The organism is Pseudomonas sp. S31 (genome assembly GCF_016648105.1).
In the GTDB taxonomy this organism is placed as follows: Bacteria; Pseudomonadota; Gammaproteobacteria; order Pseudomonadales; family Pseudomonadaceae; genus Aquipseudomonas.
The window spans coordinates 1-16,596 of sequence record NZ_JACVVE010000022.1 but is presented as its reverse complement, the minus strand read 5'-3'; the positions used below and the strand labels follow the sequence as shown (position 1 = coordinate 16,596).

15 protein-coding genes, 1 pseudogene and 1 riboswitch are annotated in these 16,596 nt (G+C 64.5%); of the genes and pseudogenes, 6 read left to right on the top strand and 10 right to left on the bottom strand.

What is annotated here, in order from left to right; genetic code table 11:
- The first annotated feature begins 43 nt into the window (after positions 1–43).
- From IAE37_RS16780 to IAE37_RS16770, 3 genes are all read left to right on the top strand, one after another.
- On the top strand, positions 44–1,501 hold the full coding sequence (locus IAE37_RS16780; RefSeq protein ID WP_201175338.1) for a sensor histidine kinase: 1,458 nt from the start codon (positions 44–46) through the stop codon (positions 1,499–1,501).
- Positions 1,502–1,795: 294 nt separating this feature from the next.
- Positions 1,796–3,286, top strand: a complete 1,491-nt coding sequence (locus tag IAE37_RS16775; RefSeq protein WP_201175336.1) for a sensor histidine kinase — start codon at positions 1,796–1,798, stop codon at positions 3,284–3,286.
- Positions 3,255–4,679 carry a sigma-54-dependent transcriptional regulator gene (locus tag IAE37_RS16770; protein WP_201175333.1) on the top strand — a complete coding sequence of 475 codons (1,425 nt, stop codon included), beginning with the start codon at positions 3,255–3,257 and terminating at the stop codon, positions 4,677–4,679. Before IAE37_RS16775 ends, IAE37_RS16770 begins: the two co-directional genes overlap by 32 nt.
- A 48-nt stretch (positions 4,680–4,727) precedes the next feature.
- Here IAE37_RS16770 and IAE37_RS16765 read toward each other — a convergent pair whose 3' ends face one another.
- The 3 genes from IAE37_RS16765 to IAE37_RS16755 form a co-directional block, all read right to left on the bottom strand.
- Positions 4,728–5,027 carry a hypothetical protein gene (locus IAE37_RS16765; protein WP_201175331.1) on the bottom strand — a complete coding sequence of 100 codons (300 nt, stop codon included), beginning with the start codon at positions 5,025–5,027 and terminating at the stop codon, positions 4,728–4,730.
- An 84-nt stretch (positions 5,028–5,111) separates the two neighbouring features.
- Complete coding sequence (locus tag IAE37_RS16760; protein WP_201175329.1) at positions 5,112–6,464, bottom strand: GntP family permease; 1,353 nt, start codon at positions 6,462–6,464, stop codon at positions 5,112–5,114.
- Between the two features lie 111 nt (positions 6,465–6,575).
- The gene (locus tag IAE37_RS16755) at positions 6,576–7,115 is read right to left on the bottom strand and encodes a gluconokinase (RefSeq protein WP_201175328.1); all 540 of its coding nucleotides are present in this window, start codon (positions 7,113–7,115) and stop codon (positions 6,576–6,578) included.
- Between the two features lie 207 nt (positions 7,116–7,322).
- On the opposite strand from IAE37_RS16755, the gene IAE37_RS16750 reads away from it, so the two are divergent.
- From IAE37_RS16750 to IAE37_RS29225, 3 genes and pseudogenes are all read left to right on the top strand, one after another.
- Positions 7,323–8,339 (top strand): LacI family DNA-binding transcriptional regulator, encoded by a 1,017-nt coding sequence (locus tag IAE37_RS16750; protein ID WP_201175327.1) that lies wholly within the window; start codon positions 7,323–7,325, stop codon positions 8,337–8,339.
- A 74-nt stretch (positions 8,340–8,413) separates the two neighbouring features.
- Positions 8,414–9,232: pseudogene (locus IAE37_RS29230) on the top strand (PAS domain-containing protein); the annotation flags it as partial.
- Positions 9,233–9,274: 42 nt separating this feature from the next.
- On the top strand, positions 9,275–9,769 hold the full coding sequence (locus IAE37_RS29225; RefSeq protein WP_442967828.1) for a methyl-accepting chemotaxis protein: 495 nt from the start codon (positions 9,275–9,277) through the stop codon (positions 9,767–9,769).
- Here IAE37_RS29225 and IAE37_RS16740 read toward each other — a convergent pair.
- From IAE37_RS16740 to IAE37_RS16710, 7 genes are all read right to left on the bottom strand, one after another.
- Complete coding sequence (locus IAE37_RS16740; protein ID WP_201175325.1) at positions 9,744–13,001, bottom strand: transporter substrate-binding domain-containing protein; 3,258 nt, start codon at positions 12,999–13,001, stop codon at positions 9,744–9,746. The genes IAE37_RS29225 and IAE37_RS16740 overlap by 26 nt on opposite strands.
- A gap of 12 nt (positions 13,002–13,013) precedes the next feature.
- Complete coding sequence (locus tag IAE37_RS16735) at positions 13,014–13,628, bottom strand: response regulator transcription factor (RefSeq protein WP_201175324.1); 615 nt, start codon at positions 13,626–13,628, stop codon at positions 13,014–13,016.
- 224 nt (positions 13,629–13,852) lie between these two features.
- Positions 13,853–14,095, bottom strand: a complete 243-nt coding sequence (locus IAE37_RS16730) for a DUF1272 domain-containing protein (RefSeq protein WP_201175323.1) — start codon at positions 14,093–14,095, stop codon at positions 13,853–13,855.
- Between the two features lie 66 nt (positions 14,096–14,161).
- The gene (gene cobM, locus IAE37_RS16725) at positions 14,162–14,914 is read right to left on the bottom strand and encodes a precorrin-4 C(11)-methyltransferase (protein WP_201175321.1); all 753 of its coding nucleotides are present in this window, start codon (positions 14,912–14,914) and stop codon (positions 14,162–14,164) included.
- Between the two features lie 29 nt (positions 14,915–14,943).
- Entirely contained in the window at positions 14,944–15,336 is a 393-nt protein-coding gene (locus IAE37_RS16720; protein ID WP_201175445.1) for a cobalamin biosynthesis protein, read from the bottom strand.
- Positions 15,336–16,028, bottom strand: a complete 693-nt coding sequence (locus IAE37_RS16715) for a CbtA family protein (RefSeq protein WP_201175319.1) — start codon at positions 16,026–16,028, stop codon at positions 15,336–15,338. Before IAE37_RS16715 ends, IAE37_RS16720 begins: the two co-directional genes overlap by 1 nt.
- 10 nt (positions 16,029–16,038) lie before the next feature.
- The gene (locus IAE37_RS16710) at positions 16,039–16,224 is read right to left on the bottom strand and encodes a CbtB domain-containing protein (RefSeq protein ID WP_201175316.1); all 186 of its coding nucleotides are present in this window, start codon (positions 16,222–16,224) and stop codon (positions 16,039–16,041) included.
- 107 nt (positions 16,225–16,331) lie between these two features.
- Positions 16,332–16,578, bottom strand: a riboswitch (cobalamin riboswitch).
- Between the last annotated feature and the right edge of the window lie 18 nt (positions 16,579–16,596).

Genomic DNA, 16,596 nt, shown 5'->3' with positions numbered 1-16,596 from the left:
CTGGGCTATAACCTTTCACAGGTGACCAGCAGTGGAGTCCGCCATGGACATCGTCCCTCGTTCCCAGCCCGCCGTGATGCCCACCAGCGCTGATACCGCTTCCGGGCGCCGGTCATTCGACCTGCTGCGCTGGTACGCCTGGGTGAGCCTGGCCATTATCGTCTCGGTGGCTGCGGGGCTGGGGCTGATTTCCAGTCGATTCATCATCGACGAGAGCATCGAGCGCGATGCGCTGCTCACTGCTCAGTTCATCACCGCGATCGCCGATGCCGAGGTCCGTCATGTATCCATTCCCGACGTGCGCACCATGGGGGAACTGCTCGACCCCCGTACCGACCAGGCCGCCTTGCCGGATGTCGACCCCACTGCCCGGCGCAAGGCGCGCGGCGAGTTCCTCGACCATATCGCGCATTTGCCGGACATGCTCCTGGCCAACATCTACGCGCCGGATCGCACGGTGATCTGGTCCAGCAACCCGGCCCTGATGGGCAAATTGATCGAAGGCGACGACGACCTGGAGCGGGCCTTCGAGTACAAGATGCGGGTCTCGGCCAGTTATCACGATTTCGAGCAGGCCCGGGCCGAGCAGAAGTTCGTCACGCCCCCCGAGAAACTGTTCATCGAAAACTACATTCCGTTGTTCGATGCCGATGGCGACCGGGTGACGGCCATGGTGGAAATCTACAAGGAACCCCACGACCTGATCGTGCGCATCGAACATGGCCTGATTCTCATCTGGTTGGCCATCGCCGTGGGGGCGGGGCTGGTCTATGTCGGCCTGTACGGGATCATGCGCCGCGCGGCCCGGGTGATGGAGGTGCAGCAGAAACGGCTGATCAGCAACGAGACCTATGTGGCCCTGGGGGAAGTGTCGTCGGCGGTGGCGCACAGCCTGCGCAATCCGCTGGCCAGCATTCGCTCCAGCGCCGAGCTGGCCCAGGCGTTCGATGAAGGCCCGGCGCAGCGCAATATCAACGACATCATCGGCCAGGTCGACCGCATGTCGCAGTGGATCCGCCAGCTGTTGCAGTCGCTGCGTCCGCTCAACGACGAAGCGGTACCGGTGGACCTGGCCCAGGCCCTGCACGAAAGCCTGCAAGCCTTCGCCGTGCCCCTGGCGCGTAGTGGGGTGACGCTCGATGTGCAGCCACTACCGGCGGTGCAGGTGCTGGGACATCCGGCGCTGCTCGCACAGATTTTCGACAGCCTGATCGCTAACGCCCTGGAGGCCATGGAGCAGGGTGGCCGCCTGCGGGTGGAGGTGGTACGCCAGGATCGGCATGGCTTGACCCTGCGGCTGTCGGACACCGGTAGGGGGATGAGCGAGCAGCAGTCACGTCTGGCCTTCAGGCCGTTCTTCACCACCAAGCAAGGTGGTCTGGGGGTGGGGCTGGTATTGGTGCGACGGATCATGGAGCGCTTCGGAGGCTCGGTGCGGCTCAGTAGTAGCGAGGGGCACGGTACCCGGGTATCCCTCAGTTTCAAGCTGGTTAAATCCTGATACAGAGGATCAAAGTATTTCCATAACTATATGATTTTTAAGAAAAACCTGTTTATGGGTGCAAAGTACCCAAATGTGGGGAATCATTCTCGATATCGCATTCAATATTTATCGTAAGTTACTGAAAATAAAAGGATCTATTTTTATTGAAGCATGTGGCTGAGTTTTTGCAGCACATCACGCGCAACGTCCGGCAGCCTGGCTGCCATGGCGAAGCGCCACTCACTTGCTACCCTGGGTAGCAGTGGTTTCGAAGGCGCTTTTCGAGCGCACTTTCTGCGTGGAATCTGACCGATGCAGATGCTGGAAGACCCTGTTCAGCCAGTGGCAGTACCCGCAAGCAGTCCGGGCACACCGGTCAGCGAGTTCAACCTGCTGCGCTGGTTTTCGGTCATCAGCTTGCTGATCATCACGGCGGTAGCCGGCGGCCTGGGGTATGTGTCGACCCGGTTCGTCGTACGCGACAGCGTCCAGCGCGATGCCATGTTGACCGCCCAGTTCATCCAGGCCATTGCCCAGGCCGAGGTGCGCCACTCGCAGTTGCCACCCGGCACGACCATGGGCGAACTGCTCGACCCTCGCCTCGATCAACAGCACCTGCAGTTCACACCGGCGCTCGCCGAGGCGACCCGCACCGAATTCCTCGATCACGTCGCCCACCTGCCTGACATCCTCCTGGCCAACGTCTATGCCCGCGATCGCACCATCGTCTGGTCGACCAACCCCCAGCTGATAGGCAAGCGCATCGCGGCCGACGGAGACCTCGATCACGCGTTCCGCTCGCGCAAGGCGGTATCGGCCAGCTACCACAAGGCGGACGAGGACCGCGAAGAGCAGAAATTCCTGCGTGAGCCGCAGTACCTGTTCATCGAGAACTACATCCCGCTGTTCGACAGCCAGGGCGAGCAGGTGATGTCGATGGTGGAAATCTACAAGGAGCCGCAGGACCTGGTGCGTCGCATACAGCGTGGTTACCTGCTGATCTGGGCTTCGACCCTGGTCGGTGGCGCGCTGATCTATTTCGGCCTGTTCTGGATCGTGCGCCGCGCCGCGCTTCTGCTTCATCACCAGCAAGATCGCCTGGTGGCCAGCGAAACCTACGTGGCCCTGGGTGAGATGTCTTCGGCGGTGGCCCACAGCCTGCGCAACCCGCTGGCCAACATTCGCTCCAGCGCCGAGCTGGCCCAGGAAATCGCCAACCCCCTGGCGCAGAAGAACATCGTCGACATCATCAGCCAGGTCGACCGCATGTCGCGCTGGGTGCGTGACCTGCTGGTGTCGCTGCGCCCGACCAGCGATGAAGCCGAGCCCGTGGACCTGGTTGCGGCGGTAGAGGATACCCACCTGGCGTTCGTCCAGCAGATCGAGCGCAACGGCGTGCTGTTCCGCTTCGAGGGGCCTCAGGTGCAATGGGTGGCCAGCCAGCCGCTGCAGCTCACCCAGATCCTCAACAGTCTGTTCTCCAATGCCATCGAGGCCATGCCCAAGGGCGGCGTGCTCTGCGCCGAGGTCAGTGTGCTGGATGGGCAACGGGCGCAGCTACTGCTGACCGACACCGGCAAAGGCATGACCCAGCAGCAGGAGCGCATGGTATTCAAGCCGTTCTACACGACCAAGCAGGGCGGCCTCGGCGTCGGCCTGGCCCTGGTCAAGCGCATCATGGAGCGTTTTGGCGGCTCGGTCAGCCTGAGCAGCCGTGAAGAGGAAGGAACCCGCGTCAGCCTCATTTTCAATATCGCAGCGGGAGGGGACCATGGAGCACAGCATCCTGGTGGTCGAGGATGATGAAATCCTCGCCGAAAACATTCAGACCTACCTGGGCCTCAAGGGCTTCGAGGTCAACGTGTGCCACAGCGCGGAGCTTGCGCTGGAGCAGATCAAGCGAGCGCAGCCCGATGCGGTGCTGACCGACAACTCCTTGCCCGGCATGAGCGGCCACGACTTGTTGCGCACGCTGCTGGCCCAGTCGCCGGACCTCAAGGTGATCATGATGACCGGCTATGGCAATGTCGAAGATGCCGTGCAGGCGATGAAGGAGGGCGCATTCCACTACCTGACCAAGCCGGTGGTGCTGGCCGAGCTGAAACTGACCCTGGACAAGGCCCTGGCCACCGAGCGGATGGAGCGCACGCTGTCGTTCTACCAGGAGCGCGAGGCGCAGAAGTCCGGCTTGCAGGCGCTGATCGGCGAATCGCCGGCCATGCTCGGGCTCAAGCACACCCTGCGCCAGGTACTGGACGCCGAGCGGCGCATGGCCAGCGACGACCTGCCGCCGGTGTTGATCGAGGGCGAGACCGGTACTGGCAAGGAACTGGTGGCCCGTGCCCTGCATTTCGACGGTTCGCGCAGCAAGGGGCCGTTCATCGAGTTCAACTGCGCCTCGATCCCGGCCAACCTGCTGGAGGCCGAGCTGTTCGGTCATGAGAAAGGCGCCTTTACCGATGCCAAGGACCGCCGGGTCGGCCTGGTCGAGGCCGCCGATGGCGGCACGCTGTTCCTCGACGAGATCGGCGAGATGGACCTGTTGCTGCAGGCCAAGTTGCTCAAGCTGCTGGAAGACCGGAGCATCCGCCGTATCGGCGCGGTCAAGGAGCGCAAGGTCGACCTGCGGGTCATCAGCGCGACCAACTGCAACCTGGAGCAGATGGTGCAGCAAGGCAAGTTCCGTCGCGACCTGTTCTTCCGCCTGCGCATCATCGCCTTGAAAGTGCCCAGGCTGTATGCCCGTGGCCAGGATATCCTGCTGCTGGCGCGGCATTTCCTGGCCCACCATGGTCGTCGCTATGGCAAGCCGAACCTGCGCTTTAGCGCCGAGGCGGAAGCCTTGATGCTGAGCTACAGCTGGCCGGGCAATGTGCGTGAGTTGCGCAACATGCTCGAGCAGACCGTGCTGCTGGCGCCTAACGAAGTGGTCCAGGCGCACCAGCTCAACCTCTGCCTGACGTTGATCGACGAGCCGCTGACGCCGCCGGCGCCGCTGCCTTTCGAAGTGCCAAGGCATGAGCCGGAGCCCGGTACCAGCCTCCCAGACATGGAGCGTGACCTGGTGTGCCGCACCCTCGACCGTACCGACTGGAATGTCACCAAGTCGGCACGAATGCTCGGCTTGTCGCGCGACATGCTGCGTTACCGTATAGAGAAACTCGGCCTGACCCGGCCGGACAAGCGGCAATGGTGATTCGGGGCGCAGATCAGGCCGCTACCGGTGGCGGGGGCGGTACCGGCTTCAGGGCTTGTTGCTGCCGCCATCGCCGCCTTGGCCAGCGGTCCCTTCCGAGCCACTGCCATCCATCCCCGGGAGGTCGCGGTTGTCGTTCTGCCGAGCCGGTGGGTCTTGCGGGTCGGTGCCTTGCAGGCGCGGATCGGTGTCACGCGGCATCGGTTGCTCGATGGGATTGAGCGTGCTGTCCACGCCCGGCTGCGGTGCCGGGTTGTGCGGGTCATCGGGATAGGTGGGGCCGGTGCCCACCGCCCAGGCCAAGGGGGAGGCGAGCAGGGCGACGAGTATCAGGGTCGATCGGTTCATGGGGCAGGCTCCTTTGCGTGAGTAGGCGTCTTCCTAGGTTCGGCCCTACTCGAGCTGCCAGGGTGCCATCACCCCGATCAACGGTCAGACCACCAGTGACAGCAACATGATGAAGATGATGCCGACCACCGAGAGGATGGTCTCCATCATGCTCCAGGTCTTGAAGGTCTCGGCGACGGTCATGTTGAAGTACTGTTTCACCAGCCAGAAACCGGCGTCATTGACGTGCGACAGGATCAGCGATCCGGCCCCGGTGGCCAGCACCAGCAGTTCGCGGTTGACCCCCGGCACCAGGTCGATCACCGGCGCGACGATGCCGGCCCCGGTGATGGTCGCCACGGTCGCGGAACCGGTGGCGATACGAATCACCGCTGCCACCAGCCAAGCCAGCAAGATCGGCGAGATCTGCGCCTGTACGGCCATCTGCCCGATCACGTTGCCGACACCGGTGTCCACCAGCATTTGCTTGAAGCCACCCCCGGCACCGACGATCAACACGATGGCGGCGGTGGGGGCCAGGCTCTGGTCAAGCATCTTCATGATCTGCTGACGATTGAAGCCGCGTGCCGAACCGAAGGTGTAGAAAGCCAGCAACAGGGCGGCGAGCAGCGCGGTGATGGGGTGGCCGATCAGGTCCATCCACTTGCGCACGATATGCTCGGCCGGCAGTGCCACGTCGGCGAAGGTCTTGAGCAGCATCAGCACCACCGGCAGCAGCACGGTCACCAGGGTGACGGTGAAGCTCGGCAGGTTGCCACGGTCGGACTCTTTGGCGATCTGGTCCATCAGCTCCTGGGAAGGGCTGCCGGGAATGTAGCGGGCGATGAAGTTGCCGAACAGCGGCCCGGCAATGATCGCGGTCGGTAGCGCCACCAGCAGCCCATAGAAGATGGTCCGGCCGATGTCGGCGTGAAAGATGCCGATGGCCAGCAGCGGCCCCGGGTGCGGTGGAACCAGGCCATGCACCACCGACAACCCCGCCAGCAGCGGAATGCCGATCTTGATCAGCGACACCCCGGAACGCCGGGCGACGATGAACACCAACGGCACCAGCAGCACGAAGCCGATCTCGAAGAACAGCGGAATGCCGACCAGGAAGGCCGAGAACATCATTGCCCAGTGCACGTTCTTCTTGCCGAAGGCACGGATGAGGGTCTGGGCGATCTGGTCGGCGCCGCCGGAGTCGGCCATCAGCTTGCCGAGCATGGTGCCCAGCGCCAGGACGATGCCGACGAAACCGAGCACGCCGCCAAAGCCGTCCTGGAACGACTTCATGACCTTGGCCACATCCATGCCGGAGGTCAGGCCAAGAAAGCCTGCGGCCAGGGTCAGGGCGACGAAGGGGTGAACCTTGAAATGGGTGATCAGCAGGATCAGCCCGACGATGGTGACCAGGGCGTCGAGCAGCAGGTAGGTATCAGTAGCCAGTCCGAACATGGTGGTTATGCCTCGGTCTTATCGTTGTTTTTGGCGTAGCTTCATTGAATGTTCACCGCTTTGCGGTGTGGAGGTAGCGCTGTCTTTGGTGAACGGAAAAAACCACCAGAATCAGGCAGTTCGCGCCAGGCTCCGGTCACCGCAGGGCTTTAGCCAGGTGTCTACCGCCTTGGCCAGGTCGGCGACCGGCCGGGTAGCATCCAGCGCCAGGGTCAGCGGCTCGCCATGGGGTGGCTCGAGCGCGGCGAACTGGCTGTCGATCAGGCTGGCCGGCATGAAGTGGCCGGGACGGGCGAGCACGCGCTGTTCGGCGTCGGCCGGGGTCAGCTCGAGAAACACGAAACCCACGCCCGGCATGGCATCGCGCAAGGTGTCGCGGTAGCGACGCTTGAGCGCCGAGCAGGTCAGGATCGGGCGTTCGCCGGCAGCGGCCACGTCAAGCAGCTCCTGGCCCAGGCGGACTAGCCAGCCGGCGCGGTCGTCGTCGTCAAGGGGAATACCGGCACTCATCTTGGCGATGTTGGCGGCGGGGTGGAACGCATCGCCTTCGATCAGGCGGCCGCCGCTTAGGCCAGCGATGGCCGAGCCAATGCTGCTTTTGCCGCAGCCGGCCACGCCCATCACGACGATGGCGGACAGTGGAACATTCATCAGTACCTCCTGCGGGGCGAGACAGCGCTGTCTTGGCTTAAATGCGCGGCTGCCTTCCCGGTGTTGTTGATCTTGTCCTTACGCAGTATGGACGCCTGGCGCTCAGTCGCTACCGGTGCGACCAAAGATTACATTGCCTGGGTCCTGAGACAGCGCTACCTTAGTGGCCGTTCCCGTCTCTTTGCAAGTAGTAAAATTACAACAATCATGTCTCGTACAGGTTCCCGCACCACCGGCCGTCCCACCCTGGCGGAAGTCGCCAGGCTTTCCGGGGTTTCCCCCATCACCGCTTCCCGCGCCTTGCGCGGGGTCAGCACGGTTGCGCCCGCGCTGGTGGAAAAGGTCAGCGCAGCCGCGGCCAGCCTCGGCTACATCGCCAACCCTGCGGCGCGGGCACTGGCGTCGGCGCGCAGCCAATCGGTGGTGGTGCTCATCCCCTCGTTGTCCAACCAGTTGTTCATCGACACCCTCGAGGCGATTCACGAGGTGATGCGCCCGCGCGGGCTCGAAGTGCTGATCGGCAACTACCACTACGATGTCGCCGAGGAAGAAAACCTCATTCGTAACTACCTGGCGTATCAGCCGTGCGGCATCCTGCTCACCGGTTTCGAGCGCAGCGATGCTTCCCGGCAGATGCTGGCTGCCAGTGGCGTGCCGTGCGTACACATGATGGAACTGGGCGGCGAGGGGATGTTCTCGGTGGGCTTTTCCCAGCAGGAAGCCGGGCGTGCTGCGGCCCGGCACCTGATCGCCCGCGGGCGCAGACGCCTGGCATTCGTTGCCGCGCAGCTCGACCCGCGAGTGATGCAGCGGGCCGAGGGCTTTCGCCAGGCGCTGGTCGAGGCCGGGCTGCAGGCGGACGAACTGGAGCTGCTCGCGCCGCAGCCGTCCTCCATCGCCCTGGGAGGCGAATTGTTCAGCCAACTGATGGCGCAGGCGCCGCAAGTCGATGGCATCTTCTTCTGTAACGACGACCTGGCCCACGGCGCTGTGCTCCAGGCTTTGCGACAGGGCATCGAGGTGCCGGGCCAGGTGGCGATGGTCGGTTTCAACGATCTGCCGGCCTCGGCGCACATGGTGCCGCGCCTGACTTCCATCCGCACCCCGCGCGCAGCCGTTGGTAGGCGTGCCGCCCAGGCCTTGCTGGCGTTGCTCGATGGCAAGGCGGTAGCGGCCGAGCAGCAGGACCTGGGCTTCGAGCTGGTGGTCCGGGAGAGCTCATGAGGGCAGATACGCCAGTCACAAAGGGCTAATGCCTAGGTAGTAGCCTTTTGCTGGCACTTAGGCACGAACGATCTATGCTGAGGGCATCCCAGGATGAGGAGCCCGGCGTCATGTTCGATTTCCATCGCAAGTCAGACTTGATCGAGATCCAGCGCAGTCGGCTGGCCCTGGCGGGTGCCGAGGCCAAGCTGGCGGCTATCAGCCGCTCGATGGCCATGATCGAGTTCGCCCCCGATGGCACCATCCTCGAGGCCAACGAGCATTTCTGCCAGACCTTGGGCTACAGCGTCGATGAACTGCGGGGCAAGCACCACCGGATGTTCTGCGACCCGGTCTACGCCAAGAGTGCCGAATACCAGCAACTGTGGCGCGAACTGGGAGAGGGCAAGGCCATCAGTGGCACCTTCGAACGCCTGGACAAGGCGGGCCGGGAGGTCTGGCTGGAGGCCAGCTACATGCCGGTGTTCGACGAGCAGCGCCAGGTCACCAGCGTGATCAAGGTGGCCTCGGACATTACCCGTCGGATGCTCGAGGAGCACGAGAGCGAGAGCCTGCTCAAGGCCATCGGCCGGTCGATGGCAGTGATCGAGTTCACCCCTGAAGGGCGGGTGATCAAGGCCAACGAAAACTTCCTGGCGACCATGGGCTATCGCCACGAGGAGGTGGTCGGCCGCCACCATGGCCTGTTCTGCTCGCCCCATGAGCGCGAGTCAGTGGCCTATCGCGAGTTCTGGGCCTCCCTCAACCGCGGGGAGTACCACTCGCACCGCTTCGAGCGGATCAACAAGTACGGTCAGATCGTCTACCTCGAGGCTTCCTACAACCCGATCTTCGACAACAAGGGGCGCTTGTACAAGGTGGTCAAGTTCGCCAGCGACATCACCTCCCAGGTAACCACCCAGCAAAGCGCCGCCGAGGCCGCCCACGCCAGCTCCGTGCAGACCGATGCCTGCGCGCGCAAGGGCACCGAGGTGGTGCAGCAGACCGTGCAGGTGATCGAACAGATTTCCCGCGAGCTCAACGATGCCGCGCGTAGCATCGACGCGGTCAGCAAGCAGTCGGACGTGATAGGGCAGATCGTCCTGACCATCCGCGGCATTGCCGACCAGACCAACCTGCTGGCCCTCAACGCAGCCATCGAGGCCGCTCGCGCCGGCGAGCACGGCCGGGGCTTTGCCGTGGTAGCCGACGAGGTGCGCAGCCTGGCGGCGCGTACCAGCAAGGCGACCCTGGAAATCGTCGATGTGGTGCGTCAGAACCACGACCTTTCACTGACCGCCGTGGCCAGCATGCAATCGAGCCTGTCGCGTACCGGTCGCGGCGTGGAACTGGCCAACGAAGCCGGCACGGTGATCATGGAAATCCAGCAGGGCTCTCGGCACGTGGTCGATGCGATTGGCGAGATTACCTCGACGTTGCAATTGCATTGAGCTTGTCGGCCAGCTCCCCCAGCAGGGTCTGCAGGCCGACGTGCAGTTGCTGGCGTAGTTCGGCTGTGGATTCGCCACGGGCCTGAGCCTGCTCGATGTCTTCGCAGACGCTGACGATCCGGCGCACCTTGAGCATCTTCGCGCCTCCCTTGATGCGATGGGCCAAGGCGCGCAGTTCCGCATCGCCGGGCTCGCTGTCCAACGCCTGCAGGGCAGCGAGGTCTTCGCCCGCACTCTTGGCCAGTTGTTCCAGCAGCTGGCGGGTCAGGTGTTCGTCATCCTGGGTCAGGTGGCGCAGTTCGTCGAGATGCAAATAGGGGATCGCTGTGGGCTCCGCCGCCGGGCCTGTGACATGCTGCTTCAAGGTTTGCAGGCCGATCGGCTTGAACAGGCAGTCATCCATGCCGCTGGCCAGGCAACGCTCGCGCTCCTCGGCCTGGGCATTGGCGGTGATGCCGACGATCCTGCACGGCCTCAGTCCACGGCTCTGCTCGGTGGCGCGGATCGCGCGGGCGAGGGTACGGCCGTCCATGACGGGCATGCTGCAGTCGGTGAGCACCAGCTCGAACGGCGTCGCTTGCCACAACGCCAATGCCTGCTCGCCATTTTCGGCCAGGGTGACCCGGTGGCCGAGGCTATCGAGCTGTTTTTCCAGCAGCATCAGGTTGGCCGGGAAGTCATCGACCACCAGGATATTCAACGCACCTGCAGGCGCCTGCGGCATGCCCGGGGCCCGCTCGGGCGGTTCGGGCGCCATGCAGGGCTGCAAGCGCAGCAGCACCTCGACTCGGGTACCGACCCCTTCGACGCTCTGCAGGTTGAGCTGGCCGCCCATCAGCTCTGCCAGGGAGCGGCTGATCACCAGGCCGAGCCCGGCGCCTTGCTGCGCCCGTGGGCCCTGTGCCTGGGCAAAGGCGCTGAACAGGCGCGCCTGGTCGGCGGCAGCGATGCCGATGCCCGAATCGCGCACGGCCAGGCTCACGGCGATGTCGTTGGGTTGCGGCGTGAGCCGCAGGCTGATCTGCACCTCGCCGCGGTCGGTGAACTTGATCGCATTGCTCAGCAGGTTGGAAAGGATCTGCTTGATCCGCAGCGGGTCTGCCAGCACCCAGCAGGGCCCGTCCGGCATATCGCTGTTCAACTGCAGCCCTTTCAAGTGTGCGTTGCCCTCGAACACCCGCAAGCAGGCGTTGGCCAGTTCGACCAGGTCGACCGGCACGGGCTGCAGGGTCATGTGCCCGGACTCGATACGCGAAATATCGAGGATATCGCCGATCAGCTCGAGCAATCCGATGGCCGAATCGTGCGCGGTACGTAGCGTCTCGGTATCGCGGTGGCCGGCCTGGTTGTCTTCCAGGGCCAGCTCCAGCAAGCCGATGACGGCGTTCATCGGTGTGCGGATCTCATGGCTCATGGTGGCCAGGAAGGTGCTTTTGGTCTGGCTGGCGCGTACCGCGTCATCCTTGGCCTGGCGCAGTTGCTCCAACAGGCCGCGGCTCAGCCCCAGCTGGGTCTGCAAGGCTTGCTGGGCCTCGGTGCGCTGGTGGATCAGCTTGCGCAGGTAGCTGTTCCAGAACACCACGCCGGCCAGCAGCAGGGCCGACAGGATCAGCACCTGCAGGGCCAGGGTGCGGTAGTTGCGCCACGGACTGTCACTGACCAGGGTGCTGGTGCGCCAGCGGTTGATCAATTGCTCCAGTTCCTCCGGCGGGATGCTCAGCAGCACCTTGTCGAGGATCGCCTGCAGCTGCGGCTGGTCCGGGGCCACGGCGAACGCCGCCACGGCTGGGTCGTCGTCGAGCACCGCGGCAATCTGCAGCGTACCCTTGAAAACGTGGCTGATGTAGTAGCTGGCGTTGATGTGGCTGCTCAGGGCCGCGTCGGCATCGCCGTTGGCCACCGCTTCCATCAGGCCGAGCGGGTTGTCCACCTCGACCAGGATGGCGCGAGGGTACTGGCGTTGAATCTGCACGCGCTGTGGCGAGCCTCGCAGCAAGGCCACGCGCTGGCCGTCCAGGGCTTTGGCCTGGGCTGGCGAGATGCCCTGGGCGCGGGTCACCAGCACCCTTGGGCTGACCAGGTAGGGGCGGGTGTAGCGCAGTTTGCTGGCCCGTTCCGCGCCATAGCCCAGGGCGCCGATCATCTGCGCCTGGCCGCGAGCCACCAGGTCGACCATCTTCTGTACTGAATCGTGCTCGACGATGTCGAAGTGCAGGCCGGTGCGCAGGGTGACCTGCTTGAGCAGGTCGAGGGTGATACCACTGGCCTGCTGCTGGTTATCGTTGAAGGTCAATGGGGCCAGGCCACTGTTGACCAGCACGCTGACGGTGGAATGCGCGGCGATCCAGCTGCGCTCCTGTTCGGTCAGTGCCACCGGATGGCGATCGAGCAGCAGACTGGTGTTGCCGCTGCTCCAGCGCCGCAGGATGTTCAGCCGCTCGCTCTCGGTGATCCTGGCCAGGGCCTTGTCGACCAGGCGATGCAGGCGCGCATTGTCATGCGCCAGGGCAAAGGAGAACGCAGCGGAAGGCGCTTGGCAGAAATGGTCGATCTTCAGGCTGCCCTGGTAGCTCTTGCCGATCAGGTGGTCGGTGCTGATCGCATCGCCCAGGTAAGCGTCCGCTTCGCCCAGCTCGACGGCTGCGAGGCCGGTCAAGGTGGAGCGATAGAGGCTGAGCTGGGCCTTGGGGTAGAGCGCCCTGACCTGCGCTGCAGGCAGGTAGTGGTCGACCATGGCCAGGCGCAGGCCTTCGAGGTTGCGGTTGTGCTCCAGGCTACGGCCTTCGCGGATGACGATTACCGGCAGGTCGTCGGCATACGCCTGGCTCAAGGCCAGCTCGGCGTCGGCCGCCTCAAAGGCGTTGGAAGTGCCCAGAAGGTCGATGCGCCCGTCACGGAGTGCGGCGATGGCCTCGTGGCGGCTGGCGAAGCGCCGCACTTCGATGGCAATGCCCAGCTGTTCGGCGATCAAGCCGGCATAGTCGGCGCTCAGGCCTTCATAGTCGGCCAGGCTGGCATTGATCTCGAATGGCGGGTAGTCGGGGCGCGAGCTCCCCAGGATCAGCACCTTGCGTTGTTGCAGCCACTGCCGGTCCTGGGCGTCGAGCCGCAACGGCGGCGTGGCGCTGAGCGAGCGGGCCAGCAGGTGACGTGGCTCGCCATCGTCCCGCGCCAGGGCGTCGGTGGCCAAGCAGGCAAGCAGCAGGAGCAGGCAGCACAGGACGATTCTCATTGCATCGCCCGTTCAATTCACCTGGTTGCGTTTGGCCAAATCAACCATTTCCACCAGCGATTCGGTCCTGAGTTTGTCCATGATCCGTCCACGGTAGGTACTGATGGTCTTGGCACTGAGGTTCATCTGCTGGCCAATGAACTTGTTGCTCTCGCCACGGGCGAGGCGGCGCAACACCTCCATCTCCCGATTGGACAGGCTGCCCAGGCGGTACGCCTCGCTTTCCAGCGTGCTGCTATTGACCGACATCTGCGGGAACGTGGAGTAGCCTTTGACCAGCGCCTTCAGCGCGAACACCACGGCATCCAGGTCTTCGTCCTTGGTCAGGAATGCTGCGATGCCGGCATCCAGGCAACGCCTGACGTAGAGGTCGCCGGCCTGGCCGGTGAGCACCATGATCTTCGGTTGCGGCTCGAGCTTCTGCAGGCGCTTGATCACCTCCATGCCATCGAGCCCAGGGAGGCCGATGTCGAGGATGACGACATCGGGTTGAAGGTCGCGTACGGCCTGTGCGACTTCCTTCCCATCATCGACTTCTCCTACAACCTGGAAGCGATCACGTTCCAGCATGATGCGCAGGGAGAGGCGAACGATAGGATGGTCATCGACGATCAGTACGGTGGTCATGTAGAAAACTCCTGTCGGAATGTGGTCCGTTTCTCGCTTTTAGCGGGAAGAGGCCTGTAGACGATGGCCGGCAGCGCGCAAGATACGGGCATTCCGTCGCCTTAGTAATGGCGAGTATAGGACTGTTGAAATTGTCACCTTACTCTGGTGAAAAAACCTACAAGGAGAATGGGAAGGCTTGCACCCTTGGAATCGACCGGTGCAAGCGATGTATAGACGGCGTGTCAGGCACAGGGCGCGTGGGTTTTTTTCACCCGCCTGGTCGAGGCGGGGTTGTTGCGCAGGGCCAGGCCGACTCGGGTGGGCCTGGCGACCAGCTGACCCGCGCAATTCGGACATTGGCCCTGCAGGCGGTCGGTGGCGCAGGCTCGACAGAAGGTGCATTCGAACGAGCAGATCATCGCGTCGTGGCTGTCGCCGGGCAGGTCGGCATCACAGCATTCGCAATTGGGGCGCAGTTCCAGCATGGGCAGGGCTCCGGGCCGTGGACGAGAACCTGGAGTCTGCTCTGGCCTGTGCATACTTGGCAATGCTCAGTCGCGCGGCCTGTACAGGTGGGCATGCCCGGCGCGGTAGAGGGCGGACTCGGCGAAAGGCGCATCTCCCAGTACGTGCCCTACGAGGATCAGCGCGGTGCGGCGAAAACCCTTGGCAGCCACTTGCCCGACGATGTCGTCGAGGCGGCCGCGGACCCAGTCCTGGTCGGGCCAGGTGGCGCGATGGACCACCGCGACCGGGCAGTCGGAGCCGTAGTGAGGCAGCAGATCCTCGACGATCCGCGCCAGGTGCTTGATGCCCAGGTGGATGGCCAGGGTGGTGCCATGGCGTGCCAGGTCGGCCAGTTGCTCACCGGCGGGCATCGGCGAAGTGTCGCCATAGCGGGTCAGGATCACCGTCTGCGCCACGTCTGGCAGGGTCAGCTCGCAGCCGAGCAAGGCCGCGCTGGCAGCCGCGGCGGTAACCCCGGGGATGATCTGGTAGTCGATGCCCAGTTCGCGCAGGTGGCGGATCTGCTCACCGATGGCGCCGTACAGGCTGGGGTCGCCACTGTGCACCCGCGCCACGTCCTGGCCTTTTTCGTGTGCCGCGCGCATCGCCGCGATGATCTGCTCCAGGTGCAGTTCGGCGCTGTTGATCAGGGTTTCGGCGTGGTGGCCTTCGAGCACGGCCGCAGGTACCAGTGAACCGGCGTAGATGACCACCGGGCACTGGCGGATCAGGCGTTGGCCCTTGACCGTGATCAGCTCCGGGTCGCCCGGGCCTGCGCCGATGAAATAGACAGTCATGGGAATTCCTTGAACGATGGGGGAGGCAATTATCGACCCCGTGCCAGTGCCAGGGTAGCCGGGCCGAGCACCTGGCGGGTGAGCACCAGGCTGGCCTGGCCTTCCACCTGCCAGGCCAGCGCCAGGGCGGCGCTCTCGGCAACGCCCCAGCAGCCGGTGTGGCTGTAGGTTATCGACGAGCGATGGCTCAGTTGTGCCTCGAAGGGCTGCAGTTGAAGGGCGTCGAAGGGCTGTAGCGCCAAGCCGTGGCGCTCGGCCAGTTGCAACAAGGCGGGCTCGTCGGCCTTGGCCGCCAAGGTGGCGATGCCGCGCACCGCCGAAGGCTGCAGGCCGTTGGCCTGCAGCGCCTGTCGCAGCAGGGCATCGAGCACTTCCAAAGGGCAGCCCCGGCGGCAGCCGAGGCCGACGTACAGCGCAGTCATCAGGCCGGATTGGCGCGACGGTAGAGCCATGCGCTGAGCAGCCCAAGTGCCAGCCAGAAGGCCGCATTGGTCAGCCACGAGGCGATCTTGAACTGGGTTTCCAGGGCGGCGGGAGCCAGGCTCGAATGATGCTCGGGTTGCGGCGCGCCGATGACGTGCGGCAGCACCAGAAGCACTGCGCCCAGTACTTTCAGCAGCCAGTGCCGGCTGAACACCAGCAACGCCAAGCCCACCGCAGTGGCGGCGGCGGTGCCGATCCACCAGGCCTGGCGCTGCCCCAGGTCGGCGGCAGCGGTGCCCGGCAGCTCCGGTGGCAAGCCCAGGGTCGGCGCCAGGCAGAACACGGCGAAGCCAGCCAGGCCCCACCATGCGCCGGACAGCGCGCGGCTAGGTTCGCGCAGGCTGTACAGGGCGGCGAGGATCAGGGCGAATCCGACCGCCACCACCAGGTTGCCGCCAGTGGTAGAGACGATGCGCTGCCAGCCATCCTCTGGCGCCCAGGCCTCGCTGTCGTGACTGTGCGCGGCCGAGGCCTCGTGCTCATGTTCGTGATGCTCGGCGACGGCGCCGCTGTTCTCGTAGGTTTCGGCCTGAAGTATCAGCGGTGCGACCCAGAAGCTTTGCAGCAGGGTCAGCAACAGGGCGGCGAGCAGGCCGCTGAATCCGGCGGTGCGGGCGATGCGCTTGATCATGCGGGCAGGCTCAGTGGCAGGGGAAGGCGGCGCTGTGGCGGGTGTCGTGGGCGGCGTTGTGCACCGCTTCGATGTGCGAGAAGCCGGCGAAGTAGACCAGGCACAGGCCCAGCAGGCTGGCGCCTACGGCCACGGCCACGCGCTGGCTGAAGGTAGTGGGGGTGGCGACGCTGTGTTTGAGGCTGGTGACGGGCATGACGCGTTCCTCTGCATTTATTGTAGGCAACAGGCGCGGCCGCCCCAGGCACGATCAGTGCCTTGGGCCCCAGGGCATGGGGAATGCGACAGCGCCCGCCCTCCGCGGGGTGTACATGAACGCCAGGCCGGTCTCCGGGCTTACGAGGCGGAGCAGGGCTCCTGATGCGGTCACCTTCCCATGCCGAACTGCGAGGCACAGTGGTCCAGACCTTTCACTCGTTTACCGTTGCGGGGGCAGCACCGGAATTGCCGGGCCTTTTTTTCCACTGCAGCAGCGAGTGGAGCAAGGGCCTGTGACGCACCGGTTTCCCGTTTCACCCCCGTAGGGGGCACCTGAACGCAGGGCATAAGAAGAGCACGGGGCGGGGGT

Bases quoted from the DNA above. Each gene is read 5' to 3' on its own strand.
- IAE37_RS16780 (WP_201175338.1), top strand. From the start codon at position 44: ATGGACATCGTCCCTCGTTCCCAGCCCGCCGTGATGCCCACCAGCGCT.
- IAE37_RS16775 (WP_201175336.1), top strand. From the start codon at position 1,796: ATGCAGATGCTGGAAGACCCTGTTCAGCCAGTGGCAGTACCCGCAAGC.
- IAE37_RS16770 (WP_201175333.1), top strand. From the start codon at position 3,255: ATGGAGCACAGCATCCTGGTGGTCGAGGATGATGAAATCCTCGCCGAA.
- IAE37_RS16765 (WP_201175331.1), bottom strand. From the start codon at position 5,027: ATGAACCGATCGACCCTGATACTCGTCGCCCTGCTCGCCTCCCCCTTG.
- IAE37_RS16760 (WP_201175329.1), bottom strand. From the start codon at position 6,464: ATGTTCGGACTGGCTACTGATACCTACCTGCTGCTCGACGCCCTGGTC.
- IAE37_RS16755 (WP_201175328.1), bottom strand. From the start codon at position 7,115: ATGAATGTTCCACTGTCCGCCATCGTCGTGATGGGCGTGGCCGGCTGC.
- IAE37_RS16750 (WP_201175327.1), top strand. From the start codon at position 7,323: ATGTCTCGTACAGGTTCCCGCACCACCGGCCGTCCCACCCTGGCGGAA.
- IAE37_RS16740 (WP_201175325.1), bottom strand. From the start codon at position 13,001: ATGAGAATCGTCCTGTGCTGCCTGCTCCTGCTGCTTGCCTGCTTGGCC.
- IAE37_RS16735 (WP_201175324.1), bottom strand. From the start codon at position 13,628: ATGACCACCGTACTGATCGTCGATGACCATCCTATCGTTCGCCTCTCC.
- IAE37_RS16730 (WP_201175323.1), bottom strand. From the start codon at position 14,095: ATGCTGGAACTGCGCCCCAATTGCGAATGCTGTGATGCCGACCTGCCC.
- cobM (WP_201175321.1), bottom strand. From the start codon at position 14,914: ATGACTGTCTATTTCATCGGCGCAGGCCCGGGCGACCCGGAGCTGATC.
- IAE37_RS16720 (WP_201175445.1), bottom strand. From the start codon at position 15,336: ATGACTGCGCTGTACGTCGGCCTCGGCTGCCGCCGGGGCTGCCCTTTG.
- IAE37_RS16715 (WP_201175319.1), bottom strand. From the start codon at position 16,028: ATGATCAAGCGCATCGCCCGCACCGCCGGATTCAGCGGCCTGCTCGCC.
- IAE37_RS16710 (WP_201175316.1), bottom strand. From the start codon at position 16,224: ATGCCCGTCACCAGCCTCAAACACAGCGTCGCCACCCCCACTACCTTC.